Here is a 23,989-nt window from a genome sequence, read left to right on the forward strand (position 1 = left end):
CGTTACGGCCCCCCCCCCACCCCTCGCTCTGTGCGCGGCCGCCCCCTCCACCCCGCCGGGGGGCGCCCCCGCCCCCCCGGGGGGGGGCGGCCGCCGCCGCCGTTTCGTTCCGGCGGTTCGGCCGTCAGCTCGTGAGCTTCTCGATGATCAGCTCACGGGCCCGGCCGGCGTCGGCCTGACCGCGCGTCGCCTTCATGACCGCGCCGACGAGCGCGCCCGCCGCCGCGATCTTGCCGCCACGGATCTTGTCCGCGATGTCCGGGTTGGCGGCGATGACCTCGTCGATGACCGAGCCGAGCTGGCCCTCGTCGCTGACGACCTTCAGGCCGCGCTTCTCGACGACCTCGTCCGGCGTGCCCTCGCCGGCGAGCACGCCGTCGAACACCTGCCGGGCCAGCTTGTCGTTGATGCTGCCCTCGGCGACGAGCGCGCTCACCCGCGCGACGTCGGCCGCGGTGACCGGCAGCGAGGCCAGGTCGACACCCTGCTCGGTGGCCCGCCGGGACAGCTCGTTCATCCACCACTTGCGGGCCGCGGCCGGGTCGGCGCCCGCGCGCACGGTGTCCTCGATCAGGTCGAGGGCACCGGCGTTGACGATGTCCTGCAGCTCCTTGTCGGCGACGCCCCACTCGTCCTGCACCCGGCGGCGGCGGGCGGCGGGCAGCTCCGGAAGGCCGGCGCGCAGTTGCTCGACCCACTCGCGCGACGGCGCCATCGGCACCAGGTCGGGCTCGGGGAAGTAGCGGTAGTCCTGCGCCTCCTCCTTGCTGCGCCCGCTCGTCGTCGTGCCGGTGCCCTCCTGGAAGTGCCGGGTCTCCTGGATCACCTTGCCGCCCGCCTCCAGGACGCCGGCCTGCCGCTCGATCTCGAACCGGACGGCGCGCTCGACGGAGCGCAGCGAGTTGACGTTCTTGGTCTCGGTGCGGGTGCCCCACTCGGACGCGCCCTTGGGCATCAACGAGACGTTCACGTCGCAGCGCATCGAGCCCTGCTCCATGCGCACGTCCGAGACGCCGACCGCGCGTACGAGCTCACGCAGCTCGGTGGCGTACGCCCGCGCGACCAGCGGCGCCTTGTCGCCCGTCGCGACGATCGGCTTGGTCACGATCTCAACGAGCGGGATACCGGCCCGGTTGTAGTCGACGAGAGAGTGGTCGGCCCCGTGGATCCGGCCGGTGGCGCCGCCGACGTGCAGCGACTTGCCGGTGTCCTCCTCCATGTGGACCCGCTCGATCTCGATGCGGTACGTCTCCCCCTCGACCTCGACGTCGAGGTAGCCGTCGACGCAGAGCGGCTCGTCGTACTGCGAGATCTGGAAGTCCTTCGGCATGTCCGGATAGAAGTAGTTCTTCCGGGCGAAGCGGCACCACTCGACGATCGTGCAGTTCAGCGCCAGACCGATCTTGATGATGCCCTCGATCGCGGAGCGGTTCGTGACCGGCAGCGACCCGGGCAGGCCCAGGCAGACGGGACAGACCTGGGTGTTCGGCTCCGCGCCGAACTCGGTCGCGCACCCGCAGAACATCTTCGTCTTCGTGCCCAGCTCGATGTGGGTCTCGATGCCCAGCACCGGCTCGTATTTCGCCAGCGCCTCGTCGTACGGCACGAGCGTCGTCGTGTCAGCCATGCTGGTATCCCAGCCTCTCCAGTGCTTCTATCATCTCGTCCCACCAGTCCTTGAAGGCGGGAACCCTTCGCAGTACATCGATCTGGACGGTCGCGCCGACACGGATCACATAGTCGCGTACGCCATGCTCACCAGTGGCCTTCCGGCCGGCGACCTGCCGGACGATCGCCTCGAACTCCTCTTTCGGCCGGAGCACGGAGTGCACGCGCTCCGGTTCGAATCCGGGCTCGGGAAGCTTACGGACGCGGCTACGCATCAGACCGGCTCCTCGACCCCGGCCCGGAAGCGACGCAACTCGGACTCGGTGATCCGCGCCCAGCGCTCGCCAGACCCGCTCGCCGGGCCACCTGGCTCTCGCCTCCAGCGGGCGCGCGTCACATGACTCGCCACCCCGCCTTCCAGGACGGTGGTCGTGTCCAGGAAAACGACCCTGTCGCGCTCAACCGCATCGAGGATTACGGGAGAATGGCTGGTCACCAGGGCCTGCCTGAGCGGTACGGGCACCGTCACACCGGGTTCGAATTTGTGCTCCGGGTCCGCGTTGAGATCGGTGACCAACTCCTGCATCAGCCCCAGAAGATGCCGTAGGCGCTCTGGGAAGACGCCGTTCTCTGGCTCTTCCACCACCACAAAGCCCTTCTGCGGGTCGTGGATAGCCGCCAATATCGCGAGCATCCGGAGCGTGCCGTCTGAGGCGAACTCAGCCGCGATCGGTCCGGTGTATGGAGACGAGAACTCGAGTCTGACGTCCCGTCGGCGCTCATCCTCGACGATCTCGAATCCGCTGACCTCACGTACGAGCCCGACGAGGTGTGTCTCGATGTCGGCGACCACGCCGAGCGGCCGGTTCTCGTCCCCGGTGACGCGACTAAGCCAGCGCAGGAAGTTCGGCAGGTGACGTCCATGAACGTCCATGAACGCTTGGCCACCGACTTCGCTGGCCGCTCGAAGCGCCTCGCCTTCGAGATGAAGCGTTTGGACCGCGCTGAACTCCGCTCCAATCGACACCATGTCATCGAGCGCATCCGATGCCTGCCAGAACCTCAGCAGGGATTCATCACGAGCGCGGGAAGCGCCTTCGCCCAGGACGGGTTCTGGCGCATAGCGGAAACGGGCGCGCTGCCATTGCTCGGGTACGTTGAAGCGAGCGGGCCATGAATCCACCCGCCGATCCAGCGTGAGCAGTCGCTCCGCCTCGACCACCAGGCCTTCCAACTGACCGGGCGGCGCTCCCCACGACAGCTCGAGTTCGTACCGCCAGCGAGTTGATTGAGATCGGCGACCTGGTCGAATCTCATCCGATGCGCGCCCCAAGAGGAATTCAGCCGCGAAGCGGATCCTCTCGCAGCGAGACCCGTCCCCACGCTGCCGGAACAGTCCGCGTGCGTCACCGCGAACGGCAGCAACCGCGGCATCCAGCCCTTCGTTGGCCGCGAGCGCCAGGAAGGTCAGCGCTTCGACAAGGTTGGACTTGCCGCTGGCGTTGGTGCCGATGATGGCGAGGAACGGCGGCAGGTCCAGGCTGAAGTCCGAGAAGGACTTGAAGCCGTCGATCTCGATGCGGGTGATCATGCCGCCGTTCCTCCCCCCTACAGTTCGGGGGCCTTGGCCAGGAGCGGGCCGCCCCAGCGGTCCTGCAGGGCCCGCTCGACGGCCGCGCCGACGCGGTAGACCCGGTCGTCGGCGAGGACCGGCGCCATGATCTGCAGGCCGACCGGCAGGGAGTCCTCGTCCGCCAGGCCGCACGGCACCGAGATCGCGGCGTTGCCGGCGAGGTTGGACGGGATCGTGCACAGGTCGGCGAGGTACATCGCCATCGGGTCGTCGGCGCGCTCGCCGATCGGGAACGCGGTCGTCGGCGTCGTCGGCGAGATCAGCACGTCGACCTGCTCGAACGCGGCGTCGAAGTCGCGTGCGATCAGCGTGCGGACCTGCTGGGCCTTGCCGTAGTAGGCGTCGTAGTAGCCGCTGGACAGGGCGTAGGTGCCGAGCATGATCCGGCGCTTGACCTCCGGCCCGAAGCCCGCGGCGCGGGTGAGCGCCATCACCTCCTCGGCCGAGCGGGTCTCGTCGTCGCCGACGCGCAGGCCGTAGCGCATGCCGTCGAACCGGGCCAGGTTGGACGAGCACTCCGACGGCGCGATCAGGTAGTACGCCGGCAGCGCGTAGGTGAAGTGCGGGCAGGACACCTCGACGACCTTGGCGCCGAGCGACTCGAGCAGCTCCACCGCCTCGTGGAACCGCGCCAGCACGCCCGGCTGGTAGCCCTCGCCGCCGAACTCCTTGACGACGCCGACCCGCAGGCCCGCGACCTCGGCGCGGCGCGCCGCCTCGACGACGGGCGGCACCGGCTGGTCGATCGAGGTGGAGTCCATCGGGTCGTGCCCGGAGAACGCCTCGTGCAGCAGCGCGGCGTCCAGCACCGTACGGGCCAGCGGGCCCGGCGTGTCCAGCGAGGACGCGAACGCGATCAGGCCGTACCGGGAGGACCCGCCGTAGGTCGGCTTCATGCCGACGAGGCCGGTGACCGCGGCGGGCTGGCGGATCGAGCCGCCGGTGTCGGTGCCGGTCGCCAGGGGCGCCTCGTACGCGGCGACGGCCGCGGAGGAGCCACCGGACGAGCCGCCGGGGATCTTGTTCAGGTCCCACGGGTTGTGCGTGGCGCCGAACGCGCTGTTCTCCGTGGAGGAGCCCATCGCGAACTCGTCCATGTTGGTCTTGCCGAGGATGACCAGCCCGGCCTCGCGCAGCCGCCGCGTGACGGTCGCGTCGTACGGCGGGCGCCAGCCCTCCAGGATCTTGGAGGAGGCGGTCGTCGGCATGTCCGTGGTCGTGAAGACGTCCTTGTGCGCGATCGGCACCCCGGCCAGCGGGCCCAGCGCCTCCCCCGCCGCGCGGCGCTCGTCGACCGTGCGGGCCTGCGCGAGCGCGGTCTCCGGGTCGACGTGCACGAACGCCTTGACGGACTCCTCGACGGCGGCGATCCGGTCGAGGTGCGCCTGGGTGACCTCGACCGCCGACGCCTCGCCGGAGGAGAGCAGCTCGGCCAGCTCGGCCGCGCTCTTCTTGATGATTTCCATGCTCACGCCTCCTCGTCGAGAATCCGCGGGACCTTGAAACGCTGCTCCTCGGCGGCGGGCGCGCCGGACAGCGCCTGGTCGGGCGTGAGCGAGGGCCGCACTTCGTCGGTGCGGAAGACGTTGGTCAGCGGCAGCGCGTGCGAGGTCGGCGGAATGTCCTCGGCGGCGACCTCCTGGACGCGCGCGACCGCGGAGATGATGTCATCGAGCTGGGTGGCGAGGTGGTCGAGCTCGTCCTCGCGCAGCGCCAGCCGGGACAGCCGGGCGAGGTGCGCGACCTCATCGCGGGTGATGGCTCCGCCGCCGCGGGCCTGGCCCGCGGCGGCGGAGCCTTGGGCGGCGTGCTCGTTAAGCATGTCGAAACCGTTTCTGCGATCGATGGGTTCCCAGCCATCCTAGAGGGCGGCTGGAACCGGCCACGACCGGTTAACAAGCGGTTTACGCAGGCCTGGCGAGGAGGCGGCTCAGAGCGCCGCGCCCTCGGGCGCCTGGAGCTTCGTGACGTGCTCGCGCAGCCAGTCGGTCGCCTCCGCCGCGGTCATCGGCGGCTGGAAGTGGTAGCCCTGGCCGGCGTCGCAGCCCAGGTTGCGCAGGAGGTGCTCGGTCTCGGGGTTCTCGACGCCCTCGGCGACCGAGCGCAGGCCGAGCGTGCGGGCCAGATCGATGATCGACCGGACGATGACGGCGTCGTCGCCCGCCTCGCGGAGCCGGCTGACGAAGGAGGCATCGATCTTGATCTCCTCGACCGGCAGGCTCTTCAGCCGGACGAGCGAGGAGTAGCCGGTGCCGAAGTCGTCCAGGCTGAGCGGGATGCCCAGTGCGGCGAGCGCCTGGACGGTGTCGGCGGCGTAGGCCGGTTCGTTCATCAGGATCCGCTCGGTGATCTCCAGCTGCAACGCCTGTGGCGGCACCTCGTGCCGGAGCAGCCCGGCCGCGATCATCTCGGTGAGCGCCGAGTCGAGCAGGTCGCGGCCGGAGGCGTTGATGGCGACCTGGACGCGCAGCCCGGCCTTCCACCAGCGCGCGACCTGGGTCAGCGCGGCGTCCACCACGAAGTCGGTGATGCCGCGCATGAGATAGGTCTGCTCGGCGATCGGCAGGAACTGCTCCGGAGTCAGCAGACCCTTCTGCGGGTGCCGCCAGCGCAGCAGCGCCTCCATGCCGACCGGGCGGCCGTTGCCCAGGAACAGTTTGGGCTGGAAGAACAGCTCCAGCTCGCGGCGGTCGATGGCGCGGCGGAGCTGACCCTGGCGGCCGAGGCGTTCGGGCGAGTTGCGGTCCCGATCGGGTGAATAGATCTCAACCCCGGTGCGGTTTTCCTTCGCCACGTACATCGCGACGTCGGCGCGCTGCAGCAGCAGCTCGAAGTCGGGCGCGTGGTCGGGGTGGAGGGCGATGCCGACGCTGGCCTCCAGGTCGAACGACATCCCGTCGAGGCGCACCGGTTCGTTCAGCGCGGCCCGGAGCCGCGCCGCGACCTCGCGGGCGCCGCGCGCGTCACGCACGGTGGGCAGCAGGACCGCGAACTCGTCACCGCCGAGCCGTGCGACCAGGTCACCGGGCCGCACGCTGTGAGTGAGACGGTGCGCGACGAGCTGCAGGAGGCGGTCGCCGGTCGGGTGCCCGAGCGTGTCGTTGACCTCCTTGAACCGGTCGAGGTCGAGGAGGAACAGGCCGACCCGCCGGGGCGGCTCGTGGTCCCGGCCCCGCGCGGTGAGGGCCCGCTCGGCCTCATGGCGCGCCTGTGCAAGCGCTTCCTCGGTGCGCATGATGAGGAGCTTGCGGTTCGGCAGGCCGGTGAGGCCGTCGTGCAGGGCCTGGTACTCGCGGCTGACCGACACCGAGGCGTTGATGTAGACCGCGATGAACGGCAGGACGAACAGCGGGACGAACGCCGCCGACCAGCTCATCGCCACGACGACCAGGGGCGCCAACCCGAGCAGCGCGCTGTGCACGAGGAGTTGCAGGCCGAGGTTCCAGCGCATGGTCTTGAGCACGGAGGTGCGCTCGTGCAGCGCGATCGCGGCGTTGACCAGCACGAGGTTGACCAGGAAGTACGCGACCCCGGCCAGCAGCGTGACCGGCAGGTCGAAGGCGTGCGGCGTCCACGGGTCCGTCGGCGACGCCGTGACGCCGGACATCAGCAGCACCAGCCCCGCCGCGGCGAAGCTCAGGGTGTACTGCCCGACGTTGAAGGCGGTGCGGTGCAGGGCCCGCCGGCGCAGCATGCCGGTCGCCACCGTGGCGATGGCGTGCAGGAGCAGCGCGGTCGGCAGGCCGGCGTAGATCAGCGTGGCGAAGGTGAAGGTCGTGGAGACGGTCGCGCCGGTGGTCTCCGTGGAGCCCGGTGTGATGATCGGCTTGAGCTCGCCGGACACGATCAGCAACGCCAGGATCCAGAAGAGCGGGGCGCCGACCAGCGTCCGAAGGTCGCCGACGCTCAGGTAGGCGAGCGAGGTGGCAAGGGCCGCGACGCCGACCACCGTGACACAGACGACGTAGCTCCACAGCGGGGAGCCACGTCGCGGGACCGTGTCCCGCGTGTTATTCGGGTCCTTCATCACGTCCTCGGGGGGTTACACCCAAACCTTGCGCTTTGGGGGGAGGCGATGGTGTTTGGACGGACACAAGTAGTGCTGAGGGGAGACTACGACGTCCGAGCAACTTCGCGGAACCGATTGCGCACGTTGCGTTACGCCTGCACTCAGCCGCCGAACCACCCCTCAGTAATCAATCGATACCGTACAGTATCGCCTCGCAGGTCAGCATGACCAGATTCTGGGGACAATCACTCCTCTCCGACGGCCGCGATTTCCTTGGCCGCATCCGGCCCCTTCTCCAGCAGCACCTGGAAGCCCGCCTCGTCCAGCAGCGGAACCCCCAGCTTGACCGCCTTGTCGTACTTCGACCCCGGGCTCTCCCCGTAGACGACGAACCCGGTCTTCTTCGACACCGAGCTGGACACCTTGCCGCCGAGATTCTGCACGGCCTCGGTCGCGGAGTCGCGGCTGAAGCCCTCCAGCGACCCGGTGATGACGACGGTCACGCCCTCCAGCGGCCGCGGGCCCTCCGCGGCGCCCTCGTCCTCCATCCGCACGCCCGCCCGGCGCCACTTCTCGACGATCTCGCGGTGCCAGTCGACGGCGAACCACTCCTTGACCGACGCGGCGATCGTCGGCCCGACGTCCTCGACCGCCGTCAGCTCCTCCTCCGACGCCTCGGCGATCCGGTCCAGCGAACGGAACTCCCGCGCCAGCGCCTGGGCGGCCGTCGGCCCGACGTGCCGGATCGACAGCGCGACCAGCACCCGCCACAGCGGCTGCTTCTTGGCCTTCTCCAGCTCCTCGAAGAGCTTCTCGACCGTCTTCTTCGGCTCACCGGACTTGTTCGCGAAGAAGGTGACGACCTTCTCCTCGCCCGTCTTCTCGTCGATCTTCGGCAGGCCGGTGCGCTGCTCGCGGACCACCGACTTGATCGGCAGCAGTTGCTCGACGGTCAGGTGGAACAGGTCGCCCTCGTTCCTGACCGGCGGGTCCTCCGGCTCCAGCGGCTGGGTGAGCGCGGTCGCCGCGACGTAGCCGAGCGCCTCGATGTCGAGCGCGCCCCGGCCGGCCACGAAGTAGAGCCGCTCCCGGAGCTGCGCCGGGCACTCCTTGGCGTTCGGGCAGCGGATGTCGACGTCGCCCTCCTTCTGCGCGCGCAGCTCGGTGCCGCACTCCGGGCACGCGCTCGGCATGACGAACTCCCGCTCGGTGCCGTCGCGCAGGCCGTCCACCGGGCCGACGATCTCCGGGATGACGTCGCCCGCCTTGCGCAGGACCACCATGTCGCCGATCCGCACGCCCTTGCGCTTGACCTCGTCGGCGTTGTGCAACGTGGCGTACGCGACCGTGGAACCCGCCACCTTGATCGGCTCCATCACGCCGTACGGTGTCACCCGCCCGGTGCGCCCGACCCCGACCTTGATGTCGAGGAGCCGGGTGTTGACCTCCTCCGGCGGGTACTTGAACGCGATCGCCCAGCGCGGCCACCGGCTGGTCGAGCCCAGCCGCCGCTGCAGCGCGAGCTGGTCGACCTTGACCACGACGCCGTCGATCTCGTACGCGGGCTCGTGCCGGTGCTCGCCGTAGTACTCGATGAACTCCCGTACGTCGTCGAGGCCGTCGACGACCTTGTACCGGTCGCTGACCGGCAGCCCGAACGACCGCATGATCTCGTAGGAGTCCGACTGGCTGTCCGGCTGCCTACCACCGCGCCACGCGCCGAACCCGTGCACGATCATGCTCAGCGGACGCCGCGCCGTGACCCGCGGGTCCTTCTGCCGCAGCGAGCCGGCCGCGGCGTTGCGCGGGTTGGCGAACGGCGCCTTCCCCGCCTCGACCAGCCCCTCGTTCAGCTTCTCGAACGCCTCGACCGGCAGGTAGACCTCACCGCGCACCTCCAGCAGCTCCGGAACGTCGTCGCCCTCGAGCTGGAGCGGCACGGCGTCGATCGTGCGGATGTTGTTGGTGACGTCCTCACCCGTACGCCCGTCGCCGCGCGTCGCCCCCCGTACGAGCCGGCCGTTCTCGTACGTCAGATTGACCGCCAGCCCGTCGATCTTCAGCTCGCACAGGAAGTTGGCGACGGAGCCGACCTCCTTCTCCGCGCGGGTCAGCCACGCCGACAGGTCATCGGTGCTGAACGCGTTGTCCAGGCTCTGCATCCGCTCGAGGTGCTCGACCGTCGCGAAGTCGGTCGTGATCGGCGCGCCGACCTTCTGCGTCGGCGAGTCCGGCGTGACGAGCTCGGGATGCTCGTCCTCGATCGCACGGATCTCCCGCATCAGCCGGTCGTAGTCCGCGTCGCTGATCGTCGGGGAGTCGAGGACGTAATAGCGGTAGTTGGCCTCGTCGAGCTCCTGAGCCAGCTCCGCATGACGCTGCTGAACCGCGTCGGGTACGCCTGTCGCCACGTGTCTCTCCCTGCCTGCGACTGCCACTGCCTCTTAGTGTCTCGCGCGCCACCGACACTTCTGACCTGCGGTTCGGAGTCCGGCGCGGCCCCGCGCGCGGACTTCGTCCGCCTCCGTCACGCGGCCCCTAAGAGAAGATCGCCTGGCCGATCCGAGCAGGATGGCGGCGACGAAGGACCGCGCCGGCGAACCCGGCGAACGACCAGCCGGGCGAGAGCAGCAGTGTCCCCCAGGGACGCGGGTTCGAGCGGACCGGCACGCCGGATTCGCTCCGGACCCGTCTCGGCAGGGAAGCGGACGGCCCGCTCCTCGGACGACGCCGCGCGAAGACTCGGTAATCGCCGTCGCGAAGCGGGACAAACGACGCAGAAGCCCGGCCCGTCCCGCCGCCTTCGCCGAGCCTTCGGCTCGGACCACCGCAGGGAAGGCCGCCATCCCGGCGGGGCCGCCGCCGACCGGCGCCTGTACCACTCGGGACATGACGGGAAAATCGGAGAGCGCCGCGCGGGGCGCCCGTACGTTGGGTCCGTGACCAAACTGAACGAGACGGTGCGCGCCCTGATCGATGACGCGAACCCGGCGGTCCTGGGGACCATCAACACCGACGGCAGTCCGCAGACCTCGGTCGTCTGGGTGGGCCGGGACGGCGACGACCTGCTCATCTCCACCGCCGCGGGACGGCGCAAGGAGACGAACCTGCGCCGTGATCCACGCGCCAGCCTCACCGTCTTCGACCGGAACGACCCACTGCGGTACGCCGAGGTGCGCGGCACGGCCGTGATCACCGAGGACGTCGGCCGGCGGCTGGCCGTCGAGTTGGCCGAGCAGTACGAAGGGCCCGGCGCCGGCCAGGAGTACCTCGACCTGCCACCAGAGGTGATCCGCGTGGTCGTCCGCATCACCCCTCACAGGGTGGTCGGCACCGCCACCGACTGACCCGCGAGCCTCGACCGGCCCGATCACCTGTCCCCGGCTGCACGAAAGGCTCGGGGATCGCCGTCGCGAAGCGGGACGAACGAAGCAGAAATCGCCCCGCCCCGCCGCCTTCACCGAGCTTTCCGGTCGGCATCACGGCCGGGGAGGGGCGGCTGTGAGCGGCGGGCCGTCAGAAGATGAGCGCGAGCAGGTGGCCGAGAAGAGCGGACAGGGCGGCCAACACCAAGGAGGCGCCGAACAACGGGACGAAGATGGACAACAGCGTTCCCCAGGGCGGGGGGTTCTGCCGCAGCCGCTTCAAGCCGCCGACCTTGATGTTCTTCGGCGCCACGCAGAGCACGACGAGCAGGAACGCGGCGAGGGCGACGATTCCGAAGGCGGTCGCGAGGTTGGTCCCGGCGTTCGCCGCACCCGGCCGGACGTACCCGCCGTCGGTCTTGCGACGCACCGTGACGGGCTTGCCGACCTCGATCCGGGCGTCGCGGACCCGCGCGGACGAATCGACCGATCCGCCCTTGGCCGGCACGAACGTCCCCGTGCAGACGCGCGAGCCGTCCTTGCCGGATCCCGTGGCGTGGCACCGTACGGCCGTGAACGTGCCCTGGGTACCGGACAGCCCCGACGAGTAGCGGAAGTCGTCCAGCGGGAAGGTCAGCAGCCAGCCCGCGAGAGCGATGACTCCCATCGCGACGAGCACGCCGACCGAGACGAGCAGCACGCTCAACGGAGACCCCGCCGTGGCGTGCCTGATCCGCTTCTCCTTGGTCGCGGACCGCTTTCGCCGGGTGGCGGGCCTGGTCGTCTTGCGCGCGCCCGCCGCACCGCTCTTCTTCCGCGCGCCCGCCGCACCGCTCTTCTTGCGCCCGCCCGCGGCAGTGCTCCTCTTCCGCCCGGCGGCGGGCCGGCTCTTCGCTCCCCCGGCGCTGGAGCCGCGCTTCTTCCCCCCGTCGGCGGGCTCTTCCTCGGCGTCCCGTACCGCTCGCGACGGCGCCATGGCAGCTACCTCTCCCTGTTCTGTTGTGATCCGGCCGAACCTTCGTCGTCTGAGACGCGCGGTCGGTTCCGCTCAGTCCTCGGCGGTCTCGGCCAGGACCCGCGCCGCCTCGCCGCAATGTTTCAGCGCGGCCCGTACGTAGCCGGGGCTCGCTCCGGCCAGGCCGCAGGCGGGGGTGACGACGACGCCTTCGGCGAGGACCCGCGGGGAGAAGCCGAGCCGCCGCCACAGTTCCTGGACGCGGCTCAGCGACCGCTTCGGTGCCGGCAGGCGGGTGTCTGTACCGGGAACGATGCCGAGGAGGAACCCGGTGCCCGCCTCGACGGCCTCGCCGATCGCGTCCTCGTCCGCGCCGCGCAGCAACGCGGCGTCGACCGAGATCGCCTTCGCGCCCGCGCCCCGCAGCAGGCCGTACGGGGTGCGCGGCGCGCAGGAGTGCACGATCGGGAAGGCGTCCGTCGCCTCGATCACCCGTCGCAGACCGTCCTCGGCCAGCGGGGCCTCGACGGCGGGGAGCCGGGAGAACCCGCTCGCGGTCGGCACGGTTCCGGCGAGGACGCCGGGCAGGCCGGGCTCGTCGAGTTGCAGCAGGATCGTCGCGCGCGGGAGCCTGCGGCGTACGTCGGCGACGTGCGCGGCGACGCCCTCGGCGAGCGAGGCGATCAGGTCGCGTACGGCCCCGGGATCGCGGAGCGCTCGGTCGCCGTGCCTGAGCTCGATCGAGGCGGCGAGGGTCCACGGCCCGGCGATCTGGATCTTGAACGGCCCCTCGTACTCCCCCGCCTGCTCTTCCAGGGTGTCGAGGTCGCGGGCGAGCATGCTGTGGGCGCGGACCGTGTCCCGGCCCGGCCGGTCGGCGAACCGCCACCCTGACGGCTGCAGCGCGACGGCCAGTTCGACGAGCAGTCCGGCGGCACGTCCGATCATGTCCGCGCCGGGCCCGCGCGCGGGCAGCTCCGGGAGGTACGGCAGGTCGGGAAGCTCGCCGAGGACGATCCGCAGCGCCTCGGCGGGATCGTCGCCCGGGTGGGAGCCGACACCGGTCGCGGTCCCGATGGTCCACGGAAGATCAGGCACAGCAGAAGCCTAGAGCCTGAAGACTGGATCTTCGGCCGCCGCCGACCGCGTCCGCTCCCACGGCGGGGACGGCGGTCGGCCCGCGCGTCAGGCGGGCAGTGGCTGGAGGAGGCGGGCGGGTGTGACCTCCTCGGTGTGAATGACGACGTCGTTTCCCCGGCTTGCCGGGGAAACGCATTCCTCGTACCGGCGATTACTCACAACGACTGCGATCGACCGCAGATCACGTCCGGAGCGATGGCCTGGGCGCCGCCTCTTCGATGATCGGCTCCTGAGGTGCCGTCGACTCGATCGCCTGCTTCATCTCCATCGCGCCGCGTTCGACCCGGATCCCGATCTCGGGTTCGAGTGCGTGTGGCAGCACGTCGGTGGTGCCTCGACGTGCTCGCGCCACCTCGGCAGCGGACGAAGTGGTCTTGGACGAATCGGGTCTGTCCTACGGGCTTGACCTTGACGCTGCGTCAACCCTTCATTCTGGCTGTCATGAGCGCCCCACCGGCAACCGATCAGGCCCAGGGACCTGCGATCCATGTGCAGGGCCTGGAGAAGTCTTACAAGAAGCTATGTGTGCTGCGCGGCGTGGACTTCGACGTGAAGCGTGGCAGCGTTTTCGCTCTGCTCGGCTCGAACGGGGCGGGCAAGACCACGGTTATCAGAATCCTCTCCACGCTGCTGAAGGCGGACGCGGGCACGGTCAACGTGAACGGCTTCGACGTCACCGAGCAGCCGGCCAAGGTGCGGGAGTCCTTCAACCTCACCGGGCAGTTCGCCGCCGTGGACGAGATCCTCACCGGGCGAGAGAACCTCGTGCTGGTCGCGAAGCTGCGGCATCTCAAGAACCCCGGCGCAGTCGCAGACACCCTGCTGCAGCGTTTCGCGCTGACCGATGCGGCCACACGGAAGGTGGCGACGTATTCGGGTGGCATGCGTCGCCGCCTGGACATCGCGATGAGCCTTATCGGCAACCCGCCGGTGATCTTCCTCGACGAGCCGACGACCGGGCTGGATCCGCAGGCACGCGTCGAGGTGTGGCGAACCGTGAAGGAGCTCGCCGAGTACGGCACGACGGTGCTGCTGACGACCCAGTATCTCGACGAGGCGGAAGAGCTCGCAGACTGGATCGCGATCCTGCACAAGGGCCGGATCATCGTCAACGGCACCCTGGACGAGCTGAGGAGGCTCCTGCCGCCCGCCAAGGTCGAATACGTCGAGAAGCAGCCCACTTTGGAGGATGTCTTCTTCGCCGTTGTCGGCGAGAACTGGAAGAACGACGAGAACGTCATCGCCGATAAGAGTGACAAAGACCGCAAGGCCCCGTCGAAGGCGAAGGAAGAACGATGACCACGCACTTCTTCGGCGACACCGCCGTCCTCACCGGGCGTTCCCTCAAGCACGTCACTCGCAGCGTGGACACCATCATCACCACCGCGATCGTCCCGGTGGCCATGATGCTGATGTTCGTCTACGTGTTCGGCGGCGCGATCCGACACGGGTCGGGCACCTACGTGTCCTACATGCTGCCCGGCATCCTGCTCATCACGATCTCGTCGGGCATCTCCTACACCGCGTTCCGACTCTTCACGGACATGCAGGCCGGCATCTTCGAGCGCTTCCAGTCCATGCCGATCGTCCGCTCCGGCGTGCTGTGGGCGCACGTGCTGACCTCTCTGATCGCCAACCTCATCTCGCTCGCGATCGTCGTCGGCGTCGCCTTCCTCATGGGCTTCCGCACCGGTGCGAACGTGGGAGCCTGGCTCGCGGTCGTCGGCATCCTGATCCTGTTCACCCTCGCGCTGACGTGGATCGCCGTCATCCCGGGCCTCACCGCGAGCAGCGTGTCCGGTGCGAGCGCCTTCTCCTACCCGCTCATCTTCCTGCCGTTCATCAGTTCCGCGTTCGTGCCCACCGACACGATGCCCGGCCCGGTGCGCTGGTTCGCCGACCACCAGCCGGTCACGCCGATCGTGAACACGCTCCGCGACCTGTTCGGCCGGCATCCGGTCGGCGCGGACATCTGGACCGCCCTCGCCTGGTGCGTCGGCATCCTCGCCGTCGCCTACATCGTCGCCGGCATCTCCTACCGTCGCAGGATCTCCTGAGCCGGCGTCGACCGGGTCTGGGCGAGTCGAGGCAGGATCACGGCATGCTGACGATCGGTCAACTGGCGGCGTATGCCGGCGTCACGACGCGGGCGGTGCGGCACTATCACCAGATCGGCCTACTGCCCGAGCCGGAGCGGGACGCTTCGGGTTACCGGCGGTATGGCGCGAAGGCCGTCGTGGCCCTCATCAAGATCCGCACCCTCGCCAACGCCGGCGTGCCGCTATCTCAGATCGGTCAGATGCTCGAAGCCGACGCCTCGACCTTCGCCGAAGCGGTCCGAAGGATCGACAGCCACCTGCGCGACGAGATCGAACGGCTTGAGACCAGCCGCAGGCAGGTCGCGCAGCTCGCTGCCGGAGACAGTCTGGCGCTCCCACCAGAGGTGGTCTTCTATCTCGATCGGCTTCGAGAGATCGGGGTGTCAGAGCGGATGGTGGAGGCTGAGCGGGACGGGTGGATCCTGGTTGTGGCTCGCTGGCCCGATCGCGTCCGCGAGTTCATGCCCGGGAAACTCGCACAGCTCGATGACCCGCAACTCGTTCGGCTCTATGAGGTCCTGTCGGAGCTCGTGGAAAGCGACGAAGGTGACGACGACCCGCGTCTGCGGGAAGCCGCCGACATCATGGCCGCCATGGCCGAGCAGGCATACGCCGCCGGCGAGATCAACCTCGGCGAGATGGCGCACGACGATCTATCGTTCGACCTCCTGGACGCACTCGCCGTCGAGTCCGACCCGCGGGCTCAGCGGATGCTGGACCTGATGCGCGAGCGTGGCTGGGCCGGTTGGACCCGGCTGGAGCGGCTGGCGGAGCCGCCCGACTCCTGATCAAGCTAGTGCGGTGACCACAGACGTGCGCCTGGTCCGGTGGCACCCCGGCCTAACCCTCCCCTGCCCCAAGCGACTCGACGCCGCCACGTCAGCAGGGACAAATCCCTGCTGAGGTGACAGGGCCGATGACGAACCCGCCCCCGGCTGCGAAGGACACGACCGGCCACTCGCTCGCTCCCACCCACTCCCATGGTCCGCACGGCCGACGGCGCCGGCCCAAGACAGCGACGGGAACCTCAGCCGCGTCCGGCGAACGTCGTCGTCATCGCACTAGCGGGTTCAGGTGGAGGTCAGGTCCGGGAGCGAGTTCGCGCCCACGTAGTCGCGGAAGAGGACGATCCGGCCGTCGCGGATCCGGAAGACCTGGATGCAGGGCACCTCGAACGTCTCCCCCGTGGTGGTGAGCCTTGCGGCGGTGACCAGCTCGATGATCACCACCTCGGGGTCCGAGGTCCGATGGATCTGCACGGTACGCAGGTCGGTGATCTCGACCGGCATCCGGTCGGCGCGCGCCGAGAACTCCCGGATCGTCTCCCGGCCCTCCAGCCGAGCCGGAAAGCCGTCGACCGCGAACGGCATCTCCAGCACCGCGTCCTCCGCGAAGAGATCGGCGAACTCCGCCAAGTCGCCGGCGACGAGCAGACGCCGACGCCGCTCCAGGACCTCCAGTGGATCTTTCACGCCAAGCCTCCCATTGAACGATCGTTGAACGACTGGTTCAACGACTGTAGAACGAGCCTGGCCTGTTGTTCAACCGCCGTAGAATGATTTGTGTGAGCAGCCGGGCCGAACAGCGACGCAACACCGAGGCCCGGATCTTGACGCAGGCCCGCCGGCTGTTCGCCGAGACCGGCTACGACCGAACCACGATTCGTGCCGTGGCGACGGCCGCCGAAGTGGACCCGGGCCTGGTCATGCACTACTTCGGCAGCAAGGAGAAGCTCTTCGCGCGGGTCACCGAGGGCGGGACTCCCCCGATTCCCGGCGGCACGCCAGACCAGGTGGCCGAGCAACTACTCGCTCATCTCCGCAGTTCACTGGCGGACGAACCCGTCGAGTCGCTGGCCATCCTGCGGTCGATGCTCACCCACCCCGAGGCCACCCACGAGGTACGGGCCGCGTCCCGCGGCCACCGGGACCGGATCAGCGAGGCCATCCCCGACGATCAGGCCGACCTGCGCGCGGCCGTGGTCAGCGCGGTCCTGATCGGCCTCGCCGTCGGCCGGCACCTGATCAAGCTCGACCCTCTGGCCGACGCCGACCCGGATCAGATCGTCGAGATCCTGCGCCCCTCGATCCGCTCCCTCACCAAAGCCGACGACTGACCGACACCGACGTCCGCGAAGTCATCGCCACCGTGCCGTCGGCGTGGCCGGTTTCGATGCCCGTATCGTCGCTTTTTGCCCGTCAAGAGCGCCGGCAAGGTCCTTTGGCGCCTGGCCTCGACGCGGGCATGGGGGCTCGAGGGCGTGCAAGTGTTCGGTGAAACGGGGTCGGTTCGCCTTGGGAAAGGGGCGAAATCCTGCAACCCGGGCGGTCGCGGTCGGGTTCTCCGAGACTTTTGGACGTGGCGAAACTGGGGCCGCCGTCAACGCCCCAGATCGCCGTTGCTCGCGGCACCAAAATTCTCGGCGTTACGGGAAGGGCCGGGAGCGATGCCACCTCGACGCACTCGGTTGCCCCTCAGCCTCCGGTGGTCTAGCTGCTTCTACGCCATATGGTCATGGACCTTCGCTCGAGAGCCGTGTCACTTCGACGCAGTCGGTGGTTCCCCCAGCGCCGGTGCTGTAGCTGCTCTTACGCCATGCCGTCATAGATCTTCAGCCGCCCTCTTCAGAAGGTCACGAGTCTGGTCCTCATTCAACGCCTGGGCAGCGATCCGGTCGAATCGGACGGACACGGCGGCCGCCTCCGCCTGCTCGTCGATCATTCGTCCCACATCCAGCGTCGCTCCCGCGAACGCGGCCAAGTGCCGCCCCGGAAGCTCGAAGAAAGTGAACCAGCCATCGATACCGACATGTGGCGCGGCCGTCAGCGGGACTATCCGGAGGGATACGTGCGATAGTTCGCTGCACTCGATCAAATGCTCGAACTGCGCCTTCATGACAGATGGGGCACCCATCGGGCGTAATGCGGCCTCGTCGAGAACCGCCCAGATCAGCGGAGGTACGGGCCGCCGCTGGAGGATCGCTGCCTGATGCTTCAGCCGCCGCGCAAGGGCCGTGTCAAGGTCTTCCACGAGCCCGGCCGCATGCCCCGCGGACAGCAGTCCTCGCGCGTAATCCTCGGTCTGAAAAGGGATCGGGATGAAGCTGTTATGGAAGATCTTGAGCTGATCTGACTCGCGTTGGCATCGGTCTACGCGGGCCGGCCAGTCGGGGTTGTGGCTTAGTACTCCAGTGACACTTCGCGATCTTGAGGCGTTGGGGTCACATGGCAACGGCCACCGCGTGATCATTCGGAGTTTGTGAGGACAACGAAAGATCGTGCGGTGGCCGCGAGCCACAGCGTAGACCCTGACCGCTGGATGGTCATCTTCAACGAGCTGATGGCCCGGATCGCCGGCCGGTTCGGCCGCGTCGAGCCACGTCGCGCTGCCGGTGCTTACGTGCGCGGGCTGCTGGCCGACATCGACCGCAAGAACTGCTGGAACCTGGCCGAACATGCCGGGCTGACCGGACCACAAGCCCTGCAGCGGCTGCTGCGCACGGCCCGCTGGGACGCCGACGGCGTCCGCGATGACGTCCGCGATTTCATCGTCGAGTGGCTCGGTCCCGACGGTGTGCTGATCGTGGACGAGACCGGGTTCGTCAAGAAAGGCGCCGGTTCGGCCGGGGTGCAACGGCAATACAGCGGCACCGCGGGCCGGATCGAAAACTGCCAGATCGGCGTGTTCTGCGCCTACGCCACCCCGCGCGGCCGAGCACTGCTGGACCGGCGGCTTTACCTGCCCGAGCACACCTGGCTGGCCGACCCAGACCGCTGCCACGCCGCCGGCGTCCCGGACGAGGCGGCTTTCGCCACCAAGCCCGCCCTGGCCACCCAGATGCTCCTGGCCGCGATCGAGGCCGGGGTGCCGGCCAGCTGGGTGAGCGGGGATGAGGTCTACGGCCAAGACCCGCGCCTGCGCATCGCCCTGGAAGATCACCGGATGGGGTACGTGCTGGCGATCGCGGGCAACCGGCGGGTCGAACTCCAAGGCACCCAGGTGAGCGCGGCCGAGATCGCGACGCGAGTGTCTGATCGGCACTGGCACCGCTACCGTGCCGGTCAAGGCGCCAAAGGGCCCCGCTGGTACGCCTGGGCCTGGACACAGATCGACGAAAGCCACGCCCACGGATATCGGTGGCTGTTGATCAGGCGCAATCTGACCACCGGCGAGCTGGCGTTCTACCGCTGCTACGCGCCCACCCCGCAGCCGTTGATGGCCCTGGTCAAGATCGCCGGAATTCGATGGGCGGTTGAGGAGTCCTTCCAAGCAGCCAAGGGCCAGGTCGGCCTGGACCACTACCAGGTACGCGGCTGGACGGCCTGGCACCGGCACATCACCCTGGCCATGCTCGCGCTGGCCCTGCTGGCGGCCATCGCCGCCGCCCAGCCACCCAGCGACCAGGACCACATCCCGCTGACACCGCCCGAGATCCGCCGACTGCTCGCCGCACTCACGCTGACCCGGCACCGCTCCATCACAGATGTTCTGCGCTGGTCACACTGGCGCCGACGCCACCAGGCCATGGCCCGCCACTGCCACTACAAGCGCAGATCCGAACCATGATCGCGAAATGTCACTGGAGTATTAGGCGGGCGAAGCGGCGGAGGCGGGGGAAGAGGCCACCCGTGTCCCAGGCCTTGTCGAGGCGGTCGGCCTGGATGCGGGTGAGCTTGTTGCGGCCCGCTTCGGCGTTTGAAACCCCGTGTTTGTTGACGCCGATGATGTGTCCGACCTCGGTCTGCGACATTCCGCGCTTCTGGCGCTCGTAGCGCAGGTGAAAGGCGATGGCGTTCCAGAGGGACTCGTTGGGGTCGAGGTTCTCGGCCGCGGTCATCGCTGCCTCCGGGGGGTTCGAAGGTCGATTTGAATCTTCCTTGTCACTCAGAGTGAGGTCATTGTTACAGAACGAGCGCGCGATGCGCACGATCTCCGACGAGAAGACGGACACGACCATGACCGAGCGGGTTCCTCCAGCGGAAGAACGGATCTTCGCTTTCCGGCAGTTGCCGCCCGGGCCGACCGCGCCAGGCGAGGCGCGGGAGTGGTCGGCGAAGGTGCTGGCCCGGTGGGACCTGACCGGCCTCGCCGACGACCTGCAGACGGTCGTCACCGAGCTGGTCACCAACGCACTGCGTGCCGGGGCCGGCGCGGTCCACGCCCTCATCGAGTGGCGCTGGGGCACGGACACCGTGGAACTCCAGGTGTGGGACGACGCACCCGGACGGCCGCAACTTCGGCAACCCGACTTCGTCGCCGAGACCGGGCGCGGCCTGTTCATCGTCGAGGCGCTGTCCACCGCCTGGGGACATCATCCCGGCGCCGACGGCGGCAAGGTCGTCTGGGCGCGCTTCACGACGCCGGCTCGCCCGTGACGCGCGGCGCACGCCTCCGGCGACGGTAGTAGTGCACGGTCAGCAGGCCGAGCAACGGCCCCCAGGCGACCAGCGGGCCGTACGCGACGACGAGCACGACGGACTGCCATCCGTGCACGACGAGGCCGGTGCGGTGCGAGCCGTCGATCATCCGGCCGAGACCCGACATGACCAGGGCGTACGGGAAGATCAGTAGCGCGACGACGCCGAGGCCCGCCGGGATCACGGCGGCGAGGGTCGGCACACCGCCCATCGGGGAACCCCGGCCGCCGTCCGGCCGTGCAGCCGCGCCCGGGCGCGGCGAACGGTGTGACGTTCGGCCGCCGGTCAGGGTTCGGGATGCAGCATCAGCAGGACGGCGCGGTTGCGCGTCCCGGTTCCCTGGTACACGTGGGGGCTCGCCGCGTCGAAGCGGATGGAGTCGCCCGCCTCCAGCTCCGCGGCCGCGTCGGCGGGGCCGGCGGTGACGCTCCCCTCCGTCACGACGAGGCACTCCTCCACGCCGGGCAGGTGGGCGTCCGAGTGCTGCTCGGTGCCGGCGACCTCGATGTCGTACACCTCGACGGTGCCGCGGATCCTGATGCGGTGGAGCAGCCGGGCGCCGACGGCGTCGCCTTCGACGCGCAGCCGGTCGTCCGCCGACCGTACGACCTCGACGGCCGAGGCGGGTGCCTCCAGCAGCTCGCCGAGCGGCACCTTCAGCGCCGTGGCCAGCGCCCACAGCGTGCTCAGCGTCGGGTTGGCCTGACCCAGCTCGATGCCGTGCAGCGTCGTCTTGCCGATCCCGCCGGCCGCCGCGAGATCCGCCAGGGAGATGCCCGCCGCGGTGCGCAGCCTCCGCAAATTGCCGCCGACCACTTGCCCTACGTCCATACGTATCAGCATAGTGGTATGCCCGTACCGACATAGCGAACGGAGACCGTGCATGCCCGTCACCAGGCTCCGCGACATCCCCGGGATCGGCGTGGACGTCGTCGGGGACGCCGCCGACGCCGTCGCCGACCCGGAGTTCCTGCGGCTGGAGAACCTCGACACCGACCTCAGACCGCCCGCCGTCGCCCTCGGCGTCACCCGCGCGGCCGTCGACGACGACGCGGCCAACAGCTATCTGCCCTTTCAAGGGCACCGGTCGCTCCGGGCGGCGGCCGCCGCGCACGTGGGCCGGATCGCCGGGCGCGCGTACGATCCGGCCACCGAGTGCGTCAGCGTGGCGGGCGGGCTGAACGGCGTCCTCAACACGCTGCTGGCCACCGTCGAGCCGGGGCAGGAGGTCGTGCTGTGCGACCCCGTCTACGCCGGATTGGTGAACCGGGTGCGCCTCGCGGGCGGAGTCACGCGCTTCGTCCCGGCCGAGGCAACGGCGGAGGGCTGGTCCGTCGACCCCGAGCGGCTCGCGGCGGCCGTGGGCCCACGGACGGCGGCGGTCCTGATGATGAGCCCGGCCATGCCGACCGGCCTCGTGCTCGACGACCGGCACTGGGCGGCACTCGCGGACGCGTGCGAGCGTCACGGCGCCTGGCTGATCTACGACGCGGCCATGGAGCGCATCCGGTTCGACGGCCGGCCGCCGAGCCATCCGGCGTCCCACGAGGGGCTGGCCCGGCGGACCATCACCGTGGGGTCCGCCTCTAAGGAACTGCGGATGATCGGCTGGCGGGCCGGGTGGGTCGTCGGCCCGGCCGACATCCTCGCCGACGTCCGGCTGGTCGGCCTGACCAACGTCGTCTGCCAGGTCGGCCTCGCCCAGGACGCCGTCGCCGCCGCGCTGGACGCGCCGGACGCCGACGCCGACGTGGCCGCCGCCACGGCCGAGTGGGGGCGGCGCTGCGACACGGTGCTGCGCGAACTCGCCGCGTACCCGGTCGTCCGGCCGCAGGGCGGCTGGTCGCTGCTCATCGACACCGAGCCGCTGGGGCTGAGCCCGGCGGACCTGTCCCGGCGGCTGTTCGACCGGGCGAAGGTCGCGGCCACGCCCATGGACGGCTGGGGTCCCAGCGGGCACCGGTACCTGCGGCTCGTGTTCGCGAACGAGCCGGTCGAGCGCCTGACGGGTCTCGGCGACCGGTTCCGCCGGGCGCTCGGGTGACCGTCAGGCGATGAGCTCGGCCATCCTGTCGAGGCGGCGCAGCGTCTCGTCGGCGGGCTTGGTCGGCAGGAACAGCAGGATCTCGTCCACCTCGGCGGCGACCAGCCCCTCGACGACCTCCCGCTTGGCGGGCGTGGCGTACACGTGGACCGGCACATGGCGTCCGGCGCGCTCGCGCAGTTCCTTCACGCCCTTCGCGAGGGCGTCGGTGTCCCCGGCGATGGGCAGCCAGCCGTCGCCGTAGTCCAGGACGCGGTCGAACGTCTTCGGCCCCCAGCCGCCGACGAGGATCGGCGGGGTCCGTACCGGCTTCGGCCAGGAGTACGTCGGGTCGAAGTCGACGTACTCGCCGTGGAACTCCGCCTCGTCCTTCGCCCAGATCTCCTTCATCGCGAGGACCCGCTCGCGCATGAGCGCCATCCGGGTCTTCGGATCGGTGCCGTGGTGGCGCATCTCCTCGCGGTTCCAGCCACCGCCGATGCCGATCGCGGCGCGCCCGCCGGAGACCAGGTCCAGCGAGGCGACCTCCTTGGCGAACACGATCGGGTCGCGCTGCGGGATCAGCGCGACGCCGGTGCCCAGCGTCAGCCGCTCGGTCACGACGGCCGCCGCGGTGAGCGCGACGATCGGGTCCAGCGTGCGGTAGTAGACGCGCGGCAGGTCACCGCCGCCCGGGTACGGCGTCTCGCGGCTCACCGGGATGTGCGTGTGCTCGGCGACGTACAGCGACGCGAACCCGCGCTCCTCCAGTGCCCGGCCGAGCTCGGCCGGTCCGATGCCCTCATCGGTCACGAAGGTCGATACACCGAATCTCATTCTCCCGAGCCTACGCGCCCACCGGTCGCGAAGCCTTTCGTACGCGGGAGCGAGGAAGAGGGCCCGGCCGCGACGGCCGGGCGTGCCTGCGACCATCTACTTTCCTGTTGGGAAAGTATGTGGTACTTTCCCAACAGGAAAGTAAGTCGTACGGGAGGAAGCATGACTCCAGAAGACGCTCTGCGCGAGATCCGGGACCGCGAGGACCAGACCACCGACGCCGCTCTCGGCCCCGTCCCCCGGTGGTTTCTCCTCAGCGCCGCCATCCTGCTCTGCGTGTCGGGCGCCATCCCCGATTACGTGTCCGGCCCCCTGCCCTACCAGGCCGTCGCGATCGCACTCCTCGTCGTGCTCGGCGTGATCTCCAACCGGTCACGCCGCGCCCGCCTGCGCCGCTCCCGCTACACGAACAGGTCCGGGCTACTGCTGCTGCTCATGATCGCGGCCATGCTCGCCGTCTTCATCGGACTCCGCGTCGTCGCCGCGCTGGCGGACTTCGCGTACCCCGCGACCATCGGGGCGGTCGGCATGGCACTCACGTGGGCCGTGCTGACGCCGTGGTTGAATCGGGCGATGAAGGCGACGCTGCGCCGGGAGCTCTGATGGAGGAAGGCTTCGACGAGTTCATCCACGTGCCGGCGAGGCTGTCGATCCTGGCGCTCCTGGCCCCGGCCGAGTGGGTGGAGTTCCGGTTCCTCCGCGAGACCATCGGCACCAGCGACTCCGCCCTGTCCAAGCAGATCACCGCGCTGCAGGACGCCGGCTACGTCACCGTACGCAAGGAACGCTCGGGCACCGCCCGCCGGACCCTCATCCGGCTCACCGACCAGGGGCGCACCGCGTTCGCCGCCCACGCCGCGGCGCTGGAGCGCATCGTCGCGGCGGCCCGGCCGCGCACCTGAG

General features: G+C 69.6%; 27 protein-coding genes. 10 read left to right on the top strand and 17 right to left on the bottom strand.

All coding sequences use genetic code 11. From position 1 onward, the window contains the following. Positions 1-124: 124 nt before the first annotated feature. The 7 genes from gatB to ligA form a co-directional block, all read right to left on the bottom strand. A complete protein-coding gene (gene gatB, locus AB0K82_RS15460; protein WP_364397206.1) occupies positions 125-1,627 on the bottom strand; it encodes an Asp-tRNA(Asn)/Glu-tRNA(Gln) amidotransferase subunit GatB in 1,503 nt (500 codons plus the stop codon). Next, a complete protein-coding gene (locus AB0K82_RS15465; protein WP_364397209.1) occupies positions 1,620-1,883 on the bottom strand; it encodes a hypothetical protein in 264 nt (87 codons plus the stop codon). The genes gatB and AB0K82_RS15465 overlap by 8 nt, the downstream gene beginning before the upstream one ends. Further along, entirely contained in the window at positions 1,883-3,199 is a 1,317-nt protein-coding gene (locus AB0K82_RS15470; protein WP_364397212.1) for an AAA family ATPase, read from the bottom strand. The genes AB0K82_RS15465 and AB0K82_RS15470 overlap by 1 nt, the downstream gene beginning before the upstream one ends. A gap of 17 nt (positions 3,200-3,216) precedes the next feature. Further along, positions 3,217-4,707 carry an Asp-tRNA(Asn)/Glu-tRNA(Gln) amidotransferase subunit GatA gene (gene gatA / locus AB0K82_RS15475; RefSeq protein WP_364397215.1) on the bottom strand — a complete coding sequence of 497 codons (1,491 nt, stop codon included), beginning with the start codon at positions 4,705-4,707 and terminating at the stop codon, positions 3,217-3,219. Positions 4,708-4,709: 2 nt separating this feature from the next. After that, positions 4,710-5,063, bottom strand: coding sequence for an Asp-tRNA(Asn)/Glu-tRNA(Gln) amidotransferase subunit GatC (gene gatC / locus AB0K82_RS15480; protein ID WP_364397217.1), 354 nt, complete (start codon positions 5,061-5,063; stop codon positions 4,710-4,712). A 108-nt stretch (positions 5,064-5,171) separates the two neighbouring features. Next, positions 5,172-7,268 carry an EAL domain-containing protein gene (locus tag AB0K82_RS15485; RefSeq protein WP_364397220.1) on the bottom strand — a complete coding sequence of 699 codons (2,097 nt, stop codon included), beginning with the start codon at positions 7,266-7,268 and terminating at the stop codon, positions 5,172-5,174. A 227-nt stretch (positions 7,269-7,495) separates the two neighbouring features. Next, entirely contained in the window at positions 7,496-9,661 is a 2,166-nt protein-coding gene (gene ligA, locus AB0K82_RS15490) for an NAD-dependent DNA ligase LigA (RefSeq protein ID WP_364397223.1), read from the bottom strand. Between the two features lie 528 nt (positions 9,662-10,189). On the opposite strand from ligA, the gene AB0K82_RS15495 reads away from it, so the two are divergent. Beyond that, the gene (locus AB0K82_RS15495) at positions 10,190-10,597 is read left to right on the top strand and encodes a PPOX class F420-dependent oxidoreductase (protein ID WP_364397226.1); all 408 of its coding nucleotides are present in this window, start codon (positions 10,190-10,192) and stop codon (positions 10,595-10,597) included. Positions 10,598-10,766: 169 nt separating this feature from the next. Here AB0K82_RS15495 and AB0K82_RS15500 read toward each other — a convergent pair whose 3' ends face one another. The 3 genes from AB0K82_RS15500 to AB0K82_RS15510 form a co-directional block, all read right to left on the bottom strand. After that, a complete protein-coding gene (locus AB0K82_RS15500) occupies positions 10,767-11,591 on the bottom strand; it encodes a hypothetical protein (protein ID WP_364397228.1) in 825 nt (274 codons plus the stop codon). Between the two features lie 72 nt (positions 11,592-11,663). After that, positions 11,664-12,668 (bottom strand): methionine synthase, encoded by a 1,005-nt coding sequence (locus AB0K82_RS15505; protein WP_364397231.1) that lies wholly within the window; start codon positions 12,666-12,668, stop codon positions 11,664-11,666. 223 nt (positions 12,669-12,891) lie between these two features. Then, positions 12,892-13,062 (bottom strand): hypothetical protein, encoded by a 171-nt coding sequence (locus AB0K82_RS15510; RefSeq protein ID WP_364397234.1) that lies wholly within the window; start codon positions 13,060-13,062, stop codon positions 12,892-12,894. Positions 13,063-13,112: 50 nt separating this feature from the next. Between AB0K82_RS15510 and AB0K82_RS15515 the strand changes: the two genes are divergently transcribed. From AB0K82_RS15515 to AB0K82_RS15525, 3 genes are read left to right on the top strand one after another with little or no spacing between them, the layout of a single operon-like run. Then, on the top strand, positions 13,113-14,009 hold the full coding sequence (locus AB0K82_RS15515) for an ATP-binding cassette domain-containing protein (protein WP_364397236.1): 897 nt from the start codon (positions 13,113-13,115) through the stop codon (positions 14,007-14,009). Continuing rightward, on the top strand, positions 14,006-14,767 hold the full coding sequence (locus tag AB0K82_RS15520) for an ABC transporter permease (protein ID WP_364397239.1): 762 nt from the start codon (positions 14,006-14,008) through the stop codon (positions 14,765-14,767). Before AB0K82_RS15515 ends, AB0K82_RS15520 begins: the two co-directional genes overlap by 4 nt. A gap of 44 nt (positions 14,768-14,811) precedes the next feature. Then, the gene (locus AB0K82_RS15525) at positions 14,812-15,597 is read left to right on the top strand and encodes a MerR family transcriptional regulator (protein WP_364397241.1); all 786 of its coding nucleotides are present in this window, start codon (positions 14,812-14,814) and stop codon (positions 15,595-15,597) included. Positions 15,598-15,879: 282 nt separating this feature from the next. Here the strand turns inward: AB0K82_RS15525 and AB0K82_RS15530 are convergent, their stop codons facing one another. Next, a complete protein-coding gene (locus tag AB0K82_RS15530) occupies positions 15,880-16,281 on the bottom strand; it encodes a nuclear transport factor 2 family protein (RefSeq protein WP_364397244.1) in 402 nt (133 codons plus the stop codon). A 92-nt stretch (positions 16,282-16,373) separates the two neighbouring features. Between AB0K82_RS15530 and AB0K82_RS15535 the strand changes: the two genes are divergently transcribed. Next, a complete protein-coding gene (locus AB0K82_RS15535; RefSeq protein ID WP_364397247.1) occupies positions 16,374-16,925 on the top strand; it encodes a TetR family transcriptional regulator in 552 nt (183 codons plus the stop codon). Positions 16,926-17,321: 396 nt separating this feature from the next. Here AB0K82_RS15535 and AB0K82_RS15540 read toward each other — a convergent pair whose 3' ends face one another. Further along, positions 17,322-17,414, bottom strand: a complete 93-nt coding sequence (locus AB0K82_RS15540) for a DUF397 domain-containing protein (RefSeq protein ID WP_364397250.1) — start codon at positions 17,412-17,414, stop codon at positions 17,322-17,324. Then, positions 17,411-18,265, bottom strand: coding sequence for a DUF5753 domain-containing protein (locus tag AB0K82_RS15545; protein WP_364397253.1), 855 nt, complete (start codon positions 18,263-18,265; stop codon positions 17,411-17,413). The genes AB0K82_RS15540 and AB0K82_RS15545 overlap by 4 nt, the downstream gene beginning before the upstream one ends. Here AB0K82_RS15545 and AB0K82_RS15550 point away from each other — a divergent pair. After that, positions 18,149-19,375: an IS701 family transposase gene (locus AB0K82_RS15550; protein WP_364397255.1), complete on the top strand. Its 1,227-nt coding sequence runs from the start codon at positions 18,149-18,151 to the stop codon at positions 19,373-19,375. The two genes, AB0K82_RS15545 and AB0K82_RS15550, sit on opposite strands and share 117 nt — an antisense overlap. A gap of 10 nt (positions 19,376-19,385) precedes the next feature. On the opposite strand, the gene AB0K82_RS15555 is transcribed toward AB0K82_RS15550, so the two are convergent. After that, positions 19,386-19,646, bottom strand: a complete 261-nt coding sequence (locus tag AB0K82_RS15555; RefSeq protein ID WP_364397257.1) for a helix-turn-helix transcriptional regulator — start codon at positions 19,644-19,646, stop codon at positions 19,386-19,388. Between the two features lie 82 nt (positions 19,647-19,728). Here AB0K82_RS15555 and AB0K82_RS15560 point away from each other — a divergent pair, with 82 nt between their 5' ends. Next, the gene (locus AB0K82_RS15560; RefSeq protein WP_364397259.1) at positions 19,729-20,184 is read left to right on the top strand and encodes an ATP-binding protein; all 456 of its coding nucleotides are present in this window, start codon (positions 19,729-19,731) and stop codon (positions 20,182-20,184) included. On the opposite strand, the gene AB0K82_RS15565 is transcribed toward AB0K82_RS15560, so the two are convergent. Together AB0K82_RS15565 and AB0K82_RS15570 are read right to left on the bottom strand one after the other, a co-directional pair. Next, entirely contained in the window at positions 20,162-20,437 is a 276-nt protein-coding gene (locus tag AB0K82_RS15565; RefSeq protein ID WP_364397262.1) for a hypothetical protein, read from the bottom strand. The genes AB0K82_RS15560 and AB0K82_RS15565 overlap by 23 nt on opposite strands. A 74-nt stretch (positions 20,438-20,511) precedes the next feature. Beyond that, the gene (locus AB0K82_RS15570) at positions 20,512-21,057 is read right to left on the bottom strand and encodes an XRE family transcriptional regulator (RefSeq protein WP_364397264.1); all 546 of its coding nucleotides are present in this window, start codon (positions 21,055-21,057) and stop codon (positions 20,512-20,514) included. Positions 21,058-21,109: 52 nt separating this feature from the next. On the opposite strand from AB0K82_RS15570, the gene AB0K82_RS15575 reads away from it, so the two are divergent. Continuing rightward, positions 21,110-22,270, top strand: coding sequence for a pyridoxal phosphate-dependent aminotransferase (locus AB0K82_RS15575; RefSeq protein ID WP_364397267.1), 1,161 nt, complete (start codon positions 21,110-21,112; stop codon positions 22,268-22,270). Positions 22,271-22,273: 3 nt separating this feature from the next. Here the strand turns inward: AB0K82_RS15575 and AB0K82_RS15580 are convergent, their stop codons facing one another. Beyond that, positions 22,274-23,086 (bottom strand): LLM class F420-dependent oxidoreductase, encoded by an 813-nt coding sequence (locus AB0K82_RS15580; RefSeq protein WP_364397270.1) that lies wholly within the window; start codon positions 23,084-23,086, stop codon positions 22,274-22,276. A 162-nt stretch (positions 23,087-23,248) separates the two neighbouring features. Here AB0K82_RS15580 and AB0K82_RS15585 point away from each other — a divergent pair, with 162 nt between their 5' ends. Next, the gene (locus AB0K82_RS15585) at positions 23,249-23,689 is read left to right on the top strand and encodes a hypothetical protein (protein WP_364397272.1); all 441 of its coding nucleotides are present in this window, start codon (positions 23,249-23,251) and stop codon (positions 23,687-23,689) included. Beyond that, the gene (locus AB0K82_RS15590; RefSeq protein WP_364397274.1) at positions 23,689-23,988 is read left to right on the top strand and encodes a transcriptional regulator; all 300 of its coding nucleotides are present in this window, start codon (positions 23,689-23,691) and stop codon (positions 23,986-23,988) included. Before AB0K82_RS15585 ends, AB0K82_RS15590 begins: the two co-directional genes overlap by 1 nt. The last annotated feature ends 1 nt before the right edge of the window (position 23,989 follow it).

The sequence above is a fragment of the Actinoallomurus sp. NPDC052274 genome, from assembly GCF_040679475.1.
GTDB classification, from domain to species: Bacteria; Actinomycetota; Actinomycetes; order Streptosporangiales; family Streptosporangiaceae; genus Actinoallomurus; species Actinoallomurus liliacearum.